The 15,560-nt window shown below is 66.7% G+C and carries 16 protein-coding genes; 1 reads left to right on the forward strand and 15 read right to left on the reverse strand.

Annotated elements, in window-relative coordinates; translation table 11 throughout:
• Positions 1-65: 65 nt before the first annotated feature.
• The 7 genes from C5B85_RS11860 to glmS are packed head-to-tail and all read right to left on the reverse strand — an operon-like array spanning position 66 to position 7,534.
• Positions 66-632 (reverse strand): hypothetical protein, encoded by a 567-nt coding sequence (locus tag C5B85_RS11860; protein ID WP_104286236.1) that lies wholly within the window; start codon positions 630-632, stop codon positions 66-68.
• Positions 629-2,209: a tRNA (adenosine(37)-N6)-threonylcarbamoyltransferase complex transferase subunit TsaD gene (gene tsaD, locus C5B85_RS11865; protein ID WP_104286237.1), complete on the reverse strand. Its 1,581-nt coding sequence runs from the start codon at positions 2,207-2,209 to the stop codon at positions 629-631. Before tsaD ends, C5B85_RS11860 begins: the two co-directional genes overlap by 4 nt.
• On the reverse strand, positions 2,209-2,817 hold the full coding sequence (gene tsaB, locus C5B85_RS11870; protein ID WP_104286238.1) for a tRNA (adenosine(37)-N6)-threonylcarbamoyltransferase complex dimerization subunit type 1 TsaB: 609 nt from the start codon (positions 2,815-2,817) through the stop codon (positions 2,209-2,211). Before tsaB ends, tsaD begins: the two co-directional genes overlap by 1 nt.
• A gap of 10 nt (positions 2,818-2,827) precedes the next feature.
• Complete coding sequence (gene tsaE / locus C5B85_RS11875; protein WP_104286239.1) at positions 2,828-3,427, reverse strand: tRNA (adenosine(37)-N6)-threonylcarbamoyltransferase complex ATPase subunit type 1 TsaE; 600 nt, start codon at positions 3,425-3,427, stop codon at positions 2,828-2,830.
• A gap of 13 nt (positions 3,428-3,440) precedes the next feature.
• Positions 3,441-5,306 (reverse strand): alanine racemase, encoded by a 1,866-nt coding sequence (locus C5B85_RS11880; protein WP_104286240.1) that lies wholly within the window; start codon positions 5,304-5,306, stop codon positions 3,441-3,443.
• Positions 5,303-5,677 carry a holo-ACP synthase gene (locus C5B85_RS11885; protein WP_104286241.1) on the reverse strand — a complete coding sequence of 125 codons (375 nt, stop codon included), beginning with the start codon at positions 5,675-5,677 and terminating at the stop codon, positions 5,303-5,305. Before C5B85_RS11885 ends, C5B85_RS11880 begins: the two co-directional genes overlap by 4 nt.
• Positions 5,678-5,683: 6 nt before the next feature.
• Positions 5,684-7,534, reverse strand: a complete 1,851-nt coding sequence (gene glmS / locus C5B85_RS11890) for a glutamine--fructose-6-phosphate transaminase (isomerizing) (protein ID WP_104286242.1) — start codon at positions 7,532-7,534, stop codon at positions 5,684-5,686.
• Between the two features lie 60 nt (positions 7,535-7,594).
• Here glmS and coaA point away from each other — a divergent pair, with 60 nt between their 5' ends.
• Positions 7,595-8,545, forward strand: a complete 951-nt coding sequence (gene coaA, locus C5B85_RS11895) for a type I pantothenate kinase (protein WP_104286243.1) — start codon at positions 7,595-7,597, stop codon at positions 8,543-8,545.
• A 353-nt stretch (positions 8,546-8,898) separates the two neighbouring features.
• Here coaA and C5B85_RS11900 read toward each other — a convergent pair whose 3' ends face one another.
• The 8 genes from C5B85_RS11900 to C5B85_RS11935 form a co-directional block, all read right to left on the reverse strand.
• Entirely contained in the window at positions 8,899-10,035 is a 1,137-nt protein-coding gene (locus C5B85_RS11900; protein ID WP_104286244.1) for a mannitol-1-phosphate 5-dehydrogenase, read from the reverse strand.
• A complete protein-coding gene (locus tag C5B85_RS11905) occupies positions 10,035-10,469 on the reverse strand; it encodes a PTS sugar transporter subunit IIA (protein ID WP_104286245.1) in 435 nt (144 codons plus the stop codon). The genes C5B85_RS11900 and C5B85_RS11905 overlap by 1 nt, the downstream gene beginning before the upstream one ends.
• Positions 10,470-10,509: 40 nt before the next feature.
• Positions 10,510-12,039 (reverse strand): PTS mannitol transporter subunit IICB, encoded by a 1,530-nt coding sequence (locus C5B85_RS11910; protein WP_104286246.1) that lies wholly within the window; start codon positions 12,037-12,039, stop codon positions 10,510-10,512.
• A 106-nt stretch (positions 12,040-12,145) separates the two neighbouring features.
• Positions 12,146-12,403 carry an HPr family phosphocarrier protein gene (locus C5B85_RS11915; protein WP_068479230.1) on the reverse strand — a complete coding sequence of 86 codons (258 nt, stop codon included), beginning with the start codon at positions 12,401-12,403 and terminating at the stop codon, positions 12,146-12,148.
• Between the two features lie 267 nt (positions 12,404-12,670).
• Positions 12,671-14,035 carry a phosphoglucosamine mutase gene (gene glmM / locus C5B85_RS11920; protein WP_104286247.1) on the reverse strand — a complete coding sequence of 455 codons (1,365 nt, stop codon included), beginning with the start codon at positions 14,033-14,035 and terminating at the stop codon, positions 12,671-12,673.
• 15 nt (positions 14,036-14,050) lie between these two features.
• Positions 14,051-14,536 carry a 30S ribosomal protein S9 gene (gene rpsI / locus C5B85_RS11925; protein WP_104286248.1) on the reverse strand — a complete coding sequence of 162 codons (486 nt, stop codon included), beginning with the start codon at positions 14,534-14,536 and terminating at the stop codon, positions 14,051-14,053.
• 26 nt (positions 14,537-14,562) lie between these two features.
• Positions 14,563-15,006: a 50S ribosomal protein L13 gene (gene rplM / locus C5B85_RS11930; protein WP_104286249.1), complete on the reverse strand. Its 444-nt coding sequence runs from the start codon at positions 15,004-15,006 to the stop codon at positions 14,563-14,565.
• Positions 15,007-15,198: 192 nt separating this feature from the next.
• Complete coding sequence (locus C5B85_RS11935) at positions 15,199-15,528, reverse strand: hypothetical protein (protein WP_104286250.1); 330 nt, start codon at positions 15,526-15,528, stop codon at positions 15,199-15,201.
• Positions 15,529-15,560 lie beyond the last annotated feature (32 nt).

Raw genomic sequence — 15,560 nt, forward strand, 5'->3', positions numbered from 1 at the left:
GGGTCTGTCATCCCGGAGGATGACTTCGCCTGCGATGCGATGCCGCGACGGACTGGACCTCGTGCTCAGGCGACGACGAAAGCGAACGAGATGCAGCCCACGACAACTGCCGCTGAGAGCAGGAGCGCGATGATCCAGCCGCGGTGGCGACGCGCGAGCACCGCGAGCAGCACGGAGACCGCGCCGATGCTCGCCCCGAGGTAGAGGGGCCAAAACGGAGACGGACTGGTCGCGGCTGACAGCACGATGGCGAGCAGGGCGGCGGTGAGAGAAAGGAGCACCGAGACGACAAGGGCCACGCGGCTGAGGCCGAGGCCTGTTGTCTCGCCTGTGGAGGTGGAGCGGGCGGATGCGGTTGGGCGGACGGATGCGGGAGCCGTGGCGGTCGCCTGGACGTGCGCAACCGCGGGGTCGGCCTCGGCTTCGCCGAGCGCCGACTCCGACGGCACCGCGACTGCTCTCCCCTCGGCCGGAGTCTCGGCCGTCTTCTCGGCCGGGCTGTCGGCCGCATGCTGGCGTGGGGTGAGCGCGGAGTATGCGGCGTTGCTGGTGTCGTCGACCGGAGTGCGGTCGATGGGCGGCAGCTCTACCGGCTTCCGCGGCGGCAGCTTCGGCTGTTCTGGCATGGTCATGCGTGCTCCCCCATGGATGTTGTCCCCGCTGACACGTGCGGTGTCGCCACCGGCAAAGTGGAGTCTGCCGCGAAATCGAGAGGCGCCTGCGGCTTGCCGGCAGCGACCAGCATCGCCCCGACCGCGGCGATCATCGCCCCGTTGTCCGTGCAGAGTCGGAGCGGCGGGATGCGGAGCTCAATTCCGGCGGCGGCGCAGCGCTCCTCCGCCAGTTCGCGCACGCGGGCGTTGGCCGCCACTCCTCCACCGAGCACAAGCCGAGGAACTCCGAGCGCGGTACAGGCCGCGACGGCCTTCGCCGTGAGCACGTCGGCGACGGCCTCGCGGAAGCTCGCGGCCACGTCCGCCACCGGCACCGGCTCCCCTGCGTCCTCCTTCGCCTCGACCCACCTGGCGACGGCCGTCTTCAGACCGGAAAACGAGAAGTCGTAACGATGCTTCTCGAGGTCTTTCGGCTTCGTGAGGCCGCGCGGAAACCGGATGGCCTTCGGGTCGCCGCCCGCGGCCGCCTTGTCGATCTCCGGCCCGCCCGGGTAAGGCAGGCGCAGGAGGCGGGCCACCTTGTCGAACGCCTCACCGGCAGCGTCGTCGATCGTCTCGCCGAGCAGTGCCACGTCGTCGACGAGGTCCCGAACGTGCAGCAGCGACGTGTGACCGCCCGAGACGAGCAGCGCAACAGCTGGAAGTTCGAGCTGCCCGACGTCGTCGCGCAGCACATCCGCCGCCACGTGCCCGACAAGGTGATTGACGGCGTAGAGCGGGATGCCCGTGGCGACGTGCAGGGCCTTGGCCGCGGCAGTCCCGACCATGAGCGCGCCGGCAAGACCCGGCCCTTGCGTGACGGCGATCGCGTCGAGCTCGTCGAGCCTGACACCCGCCGTCTTGAGCGCCGCCTCGATGGTGGGCACGATGGCGTCAGCGTGCGCGCGCGCGGCGATCTCAGGCACCACACCGCCGAATATGGCGTGCTCGTCCATGGACGAGGCAACCTCGTTGGCGAGCAGCTCACGGCCGCGGACGATGCCGACGCCGGTTTCGTCGCACGACGATTCGATGCCGAGCACAAGCGGCGCATTCAGGGCGCCGCCCGAGGCCCGAGCCTCGGCGGAGATCCGGACCCCCGGCAGCCTGCCGCGCATCACGATCGCATCCACTCCCTCTCTTGGGTAGTACTTGGGCCGGCGCCCGATGTCCTCGAAGCCGAGCCCAGAGTAGAGCGCGCGTGCGGCGTCGCCGTTCTCGCGCACCTCGAGGAACACCTGCTTCGCGCCGCGTGCCTCGGCCCAGGCGAACAGCTCCGCGAGCATCCGAGTGGCCCAGCCGCCGCGCCGCAGACGCTCGTCGACGGCGATCGTCTGCACGTCGGCCTCGCCACCGCCCTGGAGCGCCATGACACCGGCGGCTGCGAGGATCTCGCCCGTCGAGGTGTCTTCGACGACGACGTATCGGGTGTGCTGGCTCTTGACCTCGCCGGCAAGCATGGATGGCGACCAGGGGTCGAGCGGGAAGGCGGCCTCGTCGAGTCGGACCATCGAGGGGATGTCGGCGTCAACCGCATCCCGCAGAGCGACGCGCATCAACCCGTCACCCGCTTGGGGCCGTTGGATGGCACGGCGTCAGCGCCGCGCAGGTAGATGATCGAGTTCGCCTCTGCATCGAGCCCGTGCACCTCACGGTCGAGCCAGGCGAGCGCTAGGTGGGCGGCCGAGATCGTCCGCGTGTCGAAGACATTGGCAGCATCCGGAACGTCGTCCGGCTTGTGCAGCTCGCACGAGCTCGCGACCAGCAGCCCCTCTTCGTAGCGTGAGCAGGCGAGTTCCCCGCGCCGGGCGTCGGTCGTCACGAGCAGATCCCCGCCCACCTCCGGATGCGCGGCACGCCATTCGTGGGCGGCCGCGTCATGGCTGGGCATCGGAATGAAACGCACGCCGCGCGCGAACGCGAAAGTCCGTGCCGCCGCGACGCCCACGCGGAGGCCGGTGAACGGCCCGGGACCCATGCCGCCGACAACCTGAGTGACGTGCTGGGGCGAGAGCCCGGCATCCGCGAGCACCTCCGAGATGGCGACGCCGACAGCCTCTGCGTGGTGTCTGGTGTCTGCGCTGCGCCGTTCGGCGAGTACGCGGCCATGCGGGGTGACGATCGCGACATCCGTGCCCGCTGACGTATCGATCGCTAAGAGCATGTGACCGATTCTACGCGGGCGAGGCGCCGAACTCGGCCCGCAGCGCACGGCCGAGCGACGCCTCGAGGGGCCGGTTGAACACGCCGGTTGTTGTGAGCGTCAGGCGACGGGGGTCGACCGGCTCGTCGTCGTGCTCGTGGTCGTGGTCGTGGTCAGAGTTCTGGTCATGGTCATCTCGCTCGGTGCCGCCGGCGGGTGCAGACAGCGCCGTCGAGCGCTCGATCGTGACCTCGAGCCAGCGATCGGTGATGAGCGGAACAGCCTCGCTCCCCCACTCCACCACGGTCACGCTCGCAGCGAGGTCCAGGCCGAGGTCATCGAGCTCCGCGGGGTCTCCGAGACGGTAGGCGTCGACGTGGATGAGCTCAGGACCGCCGACCAGCGACGGATGCGTACGGGCCAGCACGAACGTGGGACTCGTGACCGGGCCCCTCACTCCAAGAGCCCTACCGAGCCCGCGTGCGAACGTGGTCTTGCCCGCTCCGAGCGGTCCCGTCAGCACGAGGACGTCGCCGGCAGCGAGCTGCGCGCCGATGAGCTCACCTGCCCGCACCATGTCCTCGGCTGTCGCGAGCTCGACGGAGATTCCAGGCGTCACGTTGTCACCCATCTGAAACCGCCTCTCATTCCGCGTAGCGCTCTCGGCGCACGATACGTGGCCCGAACGCGGCGACAAACGCCTGCGGTTCCAGACCAGACCACGAGGCCCATTCGCGCAGGTGGATGTCACGTGGTTCCGAGCCGAAGACCGAGACCGGCATGCCGATCCAGGCCTCCTGGTCCTGAAGGTCGACGATCACCTGATCCATCGCGACACGCCCGATGATGGGTCTCCGCTCGCCCCCGACGACCACTTCGCCTCGGCCTGCCACCCTGCGCGGAATCGCGTCGGCGTACCCGAGCGGAACGAGTCCGAGTGTGGTGGGCTCTTCGGCGATCCAGTCGTAGCCGTAGGAGACCCCGTGACCCGCCGTCACCCGCTTGACGTGCACGAGTTCGCTCATGAGAGAGACCGAGACTTGCGCATTCGGGTCGTGGAAGCCGTACACCGCACGGGTCGCTGAGTCGCTGGTTCGTTCGTGGTCGACAAGCGTGCTGGCGCGGGCAGCTCCGCCCACGTAGTCCAGGTCGGCCTGTGTGGCGACAAGCGGGAGCAGCCCGTACTCGAGCGCTAGGTCCGCCATGAGCCTGGCACCGTGGCCGTAGGCGTCCGCCGAGACGTCGACGCTGAAGGTCCTGGCCGCGTGCCTGGCACCCATCCCGGTGGCGAGCGCACCGGAGAGCTCACGAGCTCGCTCCCCCATCCGGGTGCGCAGCAGCTCCACGTCGACGGTCAGCTCACGGCGTGGAGCGAGCGCGCCGCCGTCACTCCGCGCTTGCTCGTGTGACACCCCCGCCGATGCCGCCGCGCCGACGCGAGAGTAGTGACGAGGAATGCGCGTGCTGAGCCGCGTGACAACTTCGTAGTTGATGGTCCCTGCCGCCGCCGCCCACGCGTCGGCGCTCGCTGAACGGGCGGCGTCGATAACCTGCAGGCGGGGCTGATCGTCGCACTGCTCGAGGCGTGATGACGCGGCGATGGCACCCTCGAGCGGCTCGATTCGCAGCTCAAGGGCGTCGACTGACACCACGCGCCACCCGGCCCCGGTGTCGTCGGTGAGCTCGAGGGAACCCGCAGGAACCGGCGGCAGCCCGACGGCCTGGCCGACATCGACGCGGAACCCGCGTTGGTCCTCGCAGATCGGCGCGCTCAGCGAGAGCGCCGGATGCAGCGCCACAGGGCACTCGGTGCCTGCCGAGAACGGGGAGAGCCCATAGAGGGAGACCCCGAGCCGCACGAGGTCGAAGCGCGACCCGGGCAGCGACATCGATCCGGCCGTCGCGGCGAGGTGGCGGACGGAAGGACTCAGACCGCAGCGATCCGCGAGCTCGAGCGCACGCTCGAAAGACGTGAGCTGCGCGAGGTCCGCCTCGGCTCCCGCACCGGCGAGGTGGCTGAACAGCCCCTCCAGGCGGATGAGGCCACGAGCCTCGAGCTCCGCCGCCTTCGTGAAGGCCGATTCCCACTCGATCGCGCTGATGCCGTTTCGTCCGAGCCCAGTGTCGAGCTTGAGATGCACAACCACCGAACGTTCCGAGTGTTCCAGCCGTCCCAAGCCGATATCAAGGAGCTCGAGTTGCGCGAGCGACGAGATGCCCAGCTCGACGTCAGCGTCGAGAGCGGCGAGCCAGCCCGTGCGCGCGCCGTGCATCCAGGTCAGGATCGGAGCGGTGAAACCATCCGCTCGGAGCGCTAGCGCCTCACGGAGGTCGACCACACCGAGACGTTCGGCTCCGCCCTCGAGCGCGGCCCTCGCCACCTCGCTGGCACCGTGCCCGTACGCGTTCGCCTTGACAACCGCGAGGAGCGGTGTGCCGGTGAGGTCGGCAACGGCCCGCACGTTGGCACGGACGGCGTCGAGGTCGACGTCGATGCGCGGACCGCTCACGCGAGTGCTCCGGCTGGAGCGGCACGCTCGGCGATCACAAACGCCGTCGCCGTCGTGCGCTCGTGAGTCAACGAGAGATGCAGGTGGTCGACTCCGACCGACGCCAGGTGCAACCGAAGCGCAGGCGAAAGCGCGAACTCCGGCCGCCCCGCAGGGCCACTCTCGACCTCGAAGTCGAGAAAGCTGAGCGACCCAATGCCGCCCAGCGCCTTCACTGCCGCCTCGCGCGCCGCGAAACGTGCGCCGAGAGACGCAAGCGATCGCTCGCGCTCGGCCGGTGTGAAGAGGCGTTCGCGAAGGCGAGGTGCCCTCTGCAGAGCCCGCGCGAATCGCGCGAGCTCCACAGTGTCGACTCCGATCCCGACGATCACGCTCTGCTACTCGACGGTGACGGACTTCGCCAGGTTGCGCGGCTGGTCCACGTCGAGACCCTTCGCCGTCGCAAGCTCGATCGCGAAGATCTGCAACGGCACGACTGCCAAGAGCGGCTCGAAGAAAGGCTCGGTCGGTGGGACCGCGATGACCTCATCCGCATACGGCAGAACCGCGGCGTCGCCGACCTCGCAGATCGCGAGCACGCGGGCCCCGCGGGCACGGATCTCCTGGATGTTCGAGACGATCTTCGGGTGCAGGGTGTCGTCGTGGCGAGGGCTCGGCACGATGACGAAGACCGGCTGGCCCGGCTCGATGAGTGCGATCGGACCGTGCTTCAGCTCGCCGGCCGCGAACCCCTCGGCGTGGATGTACGCGATCTCCTTGAGCTTGAGCGCGCCCTCGAGCGCGATCGGGTAGCCGACGTTTCGACCCAGGTAGAGCACAGAACGGGTGTCAGCCATCCAGTTCGCGAGCTCATGGATGCGCTCGCGAACGCCGAGCACGGTGCGCACCTTCTCCGGGATCGTCTGGAACTCCGTCAGGAGCTCCTCGCGACGCTCGTCGGTCATCGTTCCGCGCACCGTCGCCGTGTAGATGCCGAGCAGGTAGAGCGCCGTGATCTGAGCGAGGAACGCCTTCGTCGATGCGACGGCGACCTCTGGGCCTGCGTGCGTGTAGACAACCGCATCGGACTCACGTGGGATGGTCGCACCCTGCGTGTTGCAGATCGAGAGCGTCTTCGCGCCGCGCGACATGGCGTAGCGGACCGCCATGAGCGTATCCATCGTCTCGCCCGACTGGCTCATCGAGACGATGAGCGTGCGCGAATCGAGGACCGGGTCACGGTAGCGGAACTCGTGCGCCAGCTCGACCTGCACGGGCACTCGTGCCCACTTCTCCATGGCGTACGCGCCGACCTGCGCAGAGTATGCGGCCGTTCCGCAGGCGACGATGATGATGCGGTGGATGTCGTTGAAGAAGTCATCCCCGAGCGAGTCAAGGTCTGGCAGGTGCACACGGCCCTCGACGATGCGCCCGCGGAGCGTGTTGGCCACTGCCTCCGGGTCCTCGTCGATCTCCTTGGCCATGAAGCTCGGCCATCCGCCCTTCTCGGCAGCAGACGCATCCCAGGACACCTCGAATGCCTCGGCGGTCGCAGGCTCTCCGTCGAACGTCGTGATCTCGACCGAATCGGGGCGCACGAGCACGATCTGCTCCTGCCCGACGGCCAGCGCGCGAGGCGTGTACTCGACAAACGCGGCGACGTCAGAGCCCAGGAAGTTCTCACCGTCGCCGAGGCCAATGACGAGCGGCGAGTTGAGACGCGCGCCGACGACAAGACCGGGCTCATTTGCATGCACCGCAATCAGCGTGAAGGCGCCATCGAGGCGGCGCACCACCGCGCGGAATGCCTGCTCCAGGCTGCCGAGCTCCCGGTAGACGTGGCCGATCATGACGGCCGCGACTTCCGTGTCGGTCTCCGAATGGAACGTGTAGCCCAGCTCGACCAGCTCGGCCTTCAGCTCGGCGAAGTTCTCGATGATGCCGTTGTGGATGACGGCGAGCTTGCCTTCGTCGGCGAGGTGCGGGTGCGCATTCGCGTCGGTGGGGCCGCCGTGCGTCGCCCACCTCGTGTGACCGATGCCCGTGTGACCGTCCGGCAGCGGGTGGCGCTCCAGATCTTCGCGCAGCACCTTCAGCTTGCCCGCGCGCTTGCGGGTCTCGATCCGACCTTCGTCGTCGATGACCGCGACACCAGCGGAGTCGTACCCCCGGTACTCAAGTCTTGCGAGACCGCCCATCAGGATGTCGAGGCTCTCTCGTGGACCAACGTAACCAACAATTCCGCACATACCGGCCATCTTAGGGGCACGGCTCATGCCAGGCCGGACACCGCACTAGACTCGCGTTCTATGTCCGCAACTGGTCAGATTCCGCGCAGCGGAGGAGACTCGCCCTTCGTCGAGATCCTCCGCCAGGACTGGGCCGACCTCGCACCCTCGACTCCGATGTCGCTCGACGAATCCGACCTCATCCGGCTCCGCGGTCTCGGGGACCACCTCGACCTCGACGAGGTCCGCGACGTCTATGTGCCGCTCTCGCGCCTCATCAACCTGTACGTCTCGAACGCACGGTCCCTGCACCGCGCCACGAGTGGATTCCTCGGCGAGCGCAGCGCATCCACCCCGTTTGTCATCGGCGTGGCCGGCTCGGTCGCGGTCGGCAAGTCGACCGTCTCACGTCTGCTGCGTGAGCTCCTCCGGCGATGGGAGGACACCCCACGTGTCGAGCTTGTCACCACCGACGGCTTCCTCTACCCCAATGCAGAACTCGAACGCCGCGGCCTCATGGAGCGCAAGGGCTTCCCGGAGTCCTACGACCAGAGGGCGCTCCTGCGCTTCATCACGAAGGTCAAGAGCGGCGCCGCGGAGGCACGCGCGCCGTTCTACTCGCATCTCAGCTACGACATCGTCCCGGACGCGGAGATCCTCGTGAACCGGCCGGATGTCCTCATCGTCGAGGGCCTCAACGTGCTGCAGCCTCCACGTGCGCACTCACTGGCCGTGAGTGACATGTTCGACTTCTCGATCTACGTCGACGCGCGTTCCGAGGACATCGCTCGCTGGTACGAGCAGCGATTCCTGTCGCTGCAGCGCGGAGCCTTCACGAACCCGCGCTCGTACTTCAGGCGCTTCGCCGAGCTCAGCACGGATGAGGCGCTGGAGCATGCCCGCAGCATCTGGTCCCGCATCAACGGCCCGAACCTGCGCGAGAACGTCATGCCCACGCGGTCGCGCGCGCAGTTGGTGCTGCGCAAGGCGAGCGACCACACGGTGCGCAGCGTTCTCCTGCGCAAGGTCTGACGGTCGGAGCCGCGGGGTCTTCGGCTCGCGCATCCGCCAATCCGCGCGATTCCGGATGGCTTTCTCACTTCCGGATGGGTTGCAAGCCATCCCGAAGCGCGAAAGCCATCCCGAGACAGCGAACGCGTCCGGACGCCTCTCGGCAGGGCGATTGACCAATCCACCCGACTCCGGATGGATTCCTCGTCTCGGGATGGGTAGCAAGCCATCCCAAGATGAGGAACCCGTCCCGAGACTGAGCCGGCATCCGAACGCCGGCCTGCGTCATCCGGCGACCGTCAGTGCAACAGACAGCAGGAAGCCCCTCCCGAGCGAACCCGGGAGGGGCTTCCTGAACTGCGTGAGTTGGCTGCCTAGGCGGTGCGTGCTGCCTGCGCCTGCTCGACCTCAGCGACAACCGCAGCGAAGAGCGCCCCGCTCTCGAGGCCGGTGACCTCGCGAGTGAACGTCTCCGCGTCTAGCGTGGCGAGCTTCTGCTGAAGCTCGACACTCTCCTGGTCGGCTTCGAAATCGAACCGGAGCGCGGCCCCGATCGCTCGCACAAGCGCGTCGTAGGGCAGACCGGCTGCCGCAGCTTCCGACGCGGGGCGCACGAAGCGCTCCTTCGCCGAGAGCTTCCGCAGCGGCTGACGGCCGACGCGTGCTGGCTGGTCCGGCAGATCCCGGTTCGCGAACCGCGAGAGCGTCGTCGCGACGTACTCAGCGTGGTCGTCCTCCGAGAAGCCGAACTGCGAGACGAGCACACGGCTCGTCTCGCCGAGCACCGCTTCGACCTCCGCCGCGACCGCGGGAAGCGCAAGCGCATCCTGCATGTTCGAAGCGCCCGCGACGAAGCCGTGGTAGGCGATCGTCGCGTGGCCCGTGTTCACCGTGAAGAGCTTGCGCTCGATGTACGGGTTGAGGTCGTCCACGAAGTGGGCATTCGGAATGCTCGGCTCGGTGCCGTCGAACGGCGTCCGGTCGATCGTCCACTCGAAGAAGTCCTCGACGGTGACGTCGACTCCTTCTACGGCCTGCTCCGGAACGATGCGGTCGACCGCCGTGTTGGCGAAGACGGCTCGGTCGGCGAGTTCCTCAGCGCCATCGAGGACAAGCCCCTTGAGCGTGTCGGATGCACCGATCGCGTTCTCGCACGCCATGACGGCCAGCTTCCGCGACTCAGCCGCGCGGGCCGCGAGGCCCTTGCGGATGACGGGCGCGATGAAGCGAAGCACGTTCGGCCCGACGGCGCACGTGACGATGTCGGCAGCTGCGATCTCCTGCACGACGTCGTCCTCGTGCGTCGCCGAGTTGATCGCCCTGAAGCGATCGACGACGTGGCTCTTGGCGGCTGGCCCGACTTCGTGCACCGTGTAGGTGTCGACGGCCTGGAGCGCACCGATGAGGTCGGCGTTGACGTCGGCGTAGACAACCTCGTACCCGGCTTCATGCAGGACAAGCCCGATGAAGCCGCGCCCGATGTTGCCCGCTCCGATGTGAACTGCCTTCATTACTCGTTCACGTCCCCGAGGAGCTTCGCAAGCTCTTCCGGCGTCTCCGCCTTCAGGAGGGCTTCCACGTTGTCCTCGTCGCTGAACACGATGGCGACGCTCGAGAGGATCTCGAGGTGCCCCCCGTCCTTGCCCGCGATGCCGATGACAAAACGGGTCTCGTTTCCGCCCCAGTCGATCGGCTCGTCGTAGCGCACGACTGACAGCGCGGAACCAAGGATGCTGTCCTTGGCCTCGTTCGTTCCGTGCGGAATGGCGAGGTAGTTGCCCATGAACGTCGAGACGCTCTGCTCGCGATCGTGCATTGCCTGGATGTAGTCCTGCGTCACGGCGCCAGCCGCGACAAGCAGCTCACCCGCCTCCGTGATGGCTTCTTCGCGCGTGCGCGCGGTTCCGCCGAGACGGATGCTGTCAAGGCTCAGTACGTCTGCCACTTCAGGGTTCCTTTCGTTGGGTGTCCGATTCTCCAGCAGCTCAGCTGTTGGAGAGTCGAGCCACGACTTCCTCGTACCGGGGGCTGTTCATGAAGTTTTCCACGGAGACGTGGATAGCTTCTGGGGACTTGAGTTTCGCCCGGTCCGTGAGGTCCTGGTGGGTGACGATCAGGTCAGGCGTGTTGTCGAGGTTGGCGATGGAGACGTTCTTCACCGTCACGCCCTCGATTCCGGCCTTCTTGATCTTGTTCCGCAGCACCGAAGCACCCATGGCGCTCGAACCCATTCCGGCGTCACACGCAAACACGATGTTGGTGATCTGGCGTGTGTCGGTCGCGAGACCGCCAGTAGCCTGCGTCGCGAGGCCCGAGAGAGCCTCGGACTTCTTCCCCTTGTTCGCCTCGGTCTGCGCGACGGCGTCGGCGAAGCTGTTGGCTCCGGACGCCTCGGCAGCGAGGTCCTTCTTGCGCGAGGCGAGGAGGATGGCCGCTGCGATGGCGAAGGTAACCGCCGCCGAGAGAATGACCGAGAGGATGACACCGAGGTGGCTTCCCTGCGCGGTCATGATGAGGATCGCGAAGATAGATCCTGGCGAGGCAGGAGCCACGAGGCCCGACTGGAAGATGACATTCGTGAGAACGCCGGTTGCGCCACCACCAATGACGGCCAGGATCAGAGCAGGCTTGGCGAGCACGTACGGGAAGTAGATCTCGTGGATGCCACCGAAGAACTGGATGATGACTGCGCCAGGAGCGCTGGCGCGTGCGACGCCGACCCCGAAGAAGCAGAACGCGAGGAGCAGGCCGAGTCCGGGGCCCGGGTTCGCCTCGAGCAGGAAGAGGATGCTCTTCCCCGCTTCCTCCGACTGCGCGACACCAAGGGGCGTCAGCACACCCTGGTTGATCGCGTTGTTGAGGAAGAGGATCTTGGCAGGCTCGATGAGGATGCTCGCGAGAGGGAGGAGTCCGGCTTCGACCAGGAAGTCGACGCCCTCACCCAGACGCTCGGTGAGCCACGTGATGATCGGAGCGATCGTGAAGAATCCGGCGATCGCCAGGATCATCGCGAGGATACCGGCCGAGAAGTTGTTGACGAGCATCTCGAAACCGGCACGGATCTTGCCGTCCCAGATGCTGTCGACCTTCTTCATGACCCAGGCCGCGAGTGGGCCCATGATCATGGCTCCGATGAACATCGGGATGCCAGCGCCCACGATGACACCCATTGTCGCAATCGCACCGACGACTCCGCCGCGCGTGTCGTAGATCATCTTTCCGCCCTGGAAGGCGATCAGGAGCGGAAGGAGGTAGGTGATCATCGGCCCGACAAGGCCCGTTGGCGCTTCGCCGTCTTCCGTGAGCGCCCAGCCTCCGAGCTGCGACCAGATCTCGGCGCCACCAGGGAACAGTTCGTTCAGCCATCCGGTCTGGATGAACAGGGATGTGATGAGGCCCCAGGCGATGAACGCCGGAATATTCGGCATGACCATGCCGGAGAGGAAGGCACCGAAGCGCTGGACCCCGACGCGGGCGCCCTTCTGCTGGGTTGCCGTAGTGGCTTCTGCAGTCATTATTGCTCCAAGCAATCCCCATGCGCGGGGATAGGAGGGGAAAGGTCAGTACGACCGTTCCCGGATTTCAAGAATTGGCCGAGCGGCCGTGAGCGCGCGCAGCGGCTCAAGCGTCGTGGTCGGTCTCCAGGAGTGCCACGAGCTGGTCAGCGACGGCTTCGTCGCCATCAACGGAAAGGGTGATCTCGTCTCCCTTGGAAACGCCGAGCGAGAGCACTCCGAGGATGCTCGCCGCGTTGACGCTCTTGTCACCCTTTGCGATCGTGACTGGGACGCCGGCTTCGGTTGCTGCCTGCACGAAGATCGCTGCGGGGCGTGCGTGAAGGCCGTGCTCCGAGGCGACGGTGATCTTGCGTTCGATCATGAAGAGCTCCTTAGGATTGGCGGGATTTCCGCGTGTTGAGCATATCCACGCGGGAAGCTCCAGATGCGAGATTGTCACCAAAACTTTGCCTCGGTGTTTGTTTCGATCGCACACTGGGATGAGCGCACCTCGCGAAAGGCTCCCTGAGGGTGCCCGGCGCGAAGCTGACCATGCAAGGAGTCTCTCGCAGATCGAGAACGGGGTTCCGCCACACCATGGACTGGTGTAGCGGAACCCCGTTCTTGGATTCGGTCCGCGAAATCTTCGCTAGAGAGCGAGACGCTCGCGCACGACAGCGGCGAGCGCTTCGGCGTGGCGTTGCGCGGTTTCCTGCTCCCCCGCCTCGATCATCACGCGAACGAGCGGCTCGGTTCCGGACGGGCGCAGGAGCACTCGTCCGGTCTCGCCAAGCTCACGCGCGACCTGCGCGACGGCGGCTTGCAACGGTTCATCGCTTGCACAGTCTTCCTTGCGCACCCCAGGGACGTTGATGAGCACCTGCGGGTACACGCGCATGACGGAGGCGAGCTCGGCCAAGGTCTTGCCTGTGCGCCGCATCTCCGCCGCGATGTGCAACCCGGTCAGGATGCCATCCCCGGTCGTCGCGAAGTCGGTGAGGATCACGTGCCCCGACTGCTCGCCGCCGAGGGCAAGGCCACGCTCGTTGAGTTCCTCGAGCACGTAGCGGTCGCCGACCTTGGTCTCAATCATGCGGATGCCGGCTTCGCGCATAGCGATCTTGAGTCCGAGGTTGGACATGACGGTCGCGACGAGAGTGTCCTCGCGAAGCGCTCCGCGTCTGCGCATCGAGACCGCGAGGATCGCCATGATCTGGTCGCCGTCGACGACCTTCCCATCTGCGTCGATCGCGAGGCACCGGTCGGCGTCGCCGTCGTGCGCGATGCCGAGGTCGGCTCCGAGCTCAGTAACGGTTCGTGCCAACTCGCCCAGGTGCGTCGACCCGACACCCTCGTTGATGTTGAGACCGTTCGGGGCGTTGCCGATGACAGTGACCTGCGCGCCCGCATCCGTAAAGACCTCGGGCGACACACCGGCCGCCGCACCGTGGGCGCAGTCGAGCACAACGTGCAGCCCCCGGAGCGGCGACGTGCCGTCCTCGCGGAGCGGCAGGCTCCGCAGCAAGTGCAGCGCGTAGCGGTCTTCAGCATCTGCGAACCGCTCGATGCTGCCGACACCCGCGCCTGTGGGGGTGAGCTTTTCGCCACCGAGGAGTGCCTCGATCTGGTTCTCGAGATCGTCGGCGAGCTTGCGCCCGCCACGGGCGAAGAACTTGATCCCGTTGTCGGGAGCGGGATTGTGCGAGGCCGAGATCATGACCCCGAAGTCGGCGCCGATCTCTGCTGTGAGGAACGCCGCCGCCGGCGTCGGGATGACTCCGGCGTCGAGCACGTCAACACCGGATGAGGCAAGCCCAGCCGCGACAGCTGCCGAGATGAACTCACCTGAGACCCGCGGATCGCGGGCTAAAACAGCACGAGGCCGCCGCCCGTGCTCGCGAGCAGATGTCGCGAGCACGATGGCAGCGGCCTGGGCGAGGCTCAGGGCAAGCTCGACCGTGAGGTGGTCGTTCGCAAGCCCACGAACCCCGTCCGTTCCGAAAAGCCTAGGCATTCGAAATGTCTGGACTTAGCGCTTCGAGTACTGAGGCGCCTTACGGGCCTTCTTGAGTCCGGCCTTCTTGCGCTCCTTGACGCGAGCGTCACGAGAGAGGAAGCCAGCCTTCTTGAGCTCCGCGCGGTTGTTCTCGCGGTCGATCTCGTTGAGAGCGCGCGCGATGCCGAGGCGAAGCGCGCCGGCCTGGCCCGAGGGTCCGCCACCAGAGATGCGCGCGATGACGTCGTACGCGCCACCGAGGCTCAGGATCGTGAACGGGTCGTTGATCAGCTGCTGGTGCAGCTTGTTCGGGAAGTAGTCGGCGATGTCGCGGCCGTTGACCGTGATGGTGCCGGTTCCCGGGACGAGACGCACGCGGGCGATAGCCTGCTTGCGACGGCCGACGGCTGCACCTGGAACGGTGAGCGCCGGACGAGGAGCCTGTACGGCTGCCTCTGCCTCTGGGGTTTCGGTCGAGTAGCTCTGCGGCTGCTCGATGGACTCTGCAATGGTTGCCACTGTGTTCTCTTTCCTAGCTCGGGCCGCTACTGGGCAACCTGGTCGAAGACGTACGGCTTCGGCTGCTGGGCTGCATGCGGGTGCTCAGCACCTGCGTAGACCTTGAGCTTCTTGAGCTGGTCGCGTCCGAGGGTGTTCTTGGGGAGCATGCCGCGGATCGCCTTCTCAACGGCGCGCGTCGGGTGCTTCTCGAGCATCTCCGAGTAGGAGGTCGCCGTAAGGCCGCCCGGGTAACCCGAGTGGCGGTAGGAGAGCTTCTTCTGGAGCTTGGAGCCCGTCAGCGCGACCTTCTCAGCGTTGATGACGATGACGAAGTCGCCCATGTCAACGTGCTGAGCGAAGGTTGCCTTGTGCTTGCCGCGGAGCAGAGCTGCCGCGTGGGTTGCGAGACGGCCGAGAACGACATCAGTCGCGTCGATGACCACCCAGTCATGGGTGATGTCACCGCCCTTTGGTGTGTACGTGCGCATGAATGTGCACCTTTCGTCGAAATGAGGAGGTCGTGAATCCCGCTCTGTCGTGATGGTTGCGGAGAGTCCTCCGAGAACCGTGTCCCGGGGAGGCTCAGCCACGAACGTCACCGTCGAGGGCTCAACTTCGAAGCCGACACCGAAGTGCAGACAACTTGAGTAGCTTACGTCAGCAGCAGCTCGTACGCAATGTCACAGTGATATGGCGGCAAGTCGTCGTGCCCGGATCGTCCTGAATCGGGCCGCCGCTCCGAACACACCGACCATGAGCATGGTGCCGACTCCCCCTGCGATGAGCGAGGCGGCGAAGAAGAACGATCCGAGGTAGACGTCGGGAGCCGTCGGGTCCAGCGCCGGGATCATGGCGCTGAGCGTCCCGTACGCCGACACGAGCAGTGCGACGCCAAGAGCGACCCAGGCACAAGTGGTGATGGCGCGTGGCCACAGTTTCGAGGTCAGGCTCAGCAGGATGAACACGACAACAGGCAGTGCCAGCGCGGCGTAGCTGATGAAGTCGACCATGCTCCCAGTCTGACGCCCGCCGCGATCCTGGG

The sequence above is a fragment of the Pseudoclavibacter sp. AY1F1 genome (assembly GCF_002931075.1).
In the GTDB taxonomy this organism is placed as follows: Bacteria; Actinomycetota; Actinomycetes; order Actinomycetales; family Microbacteriaceae; genus Pseudoclavibacter.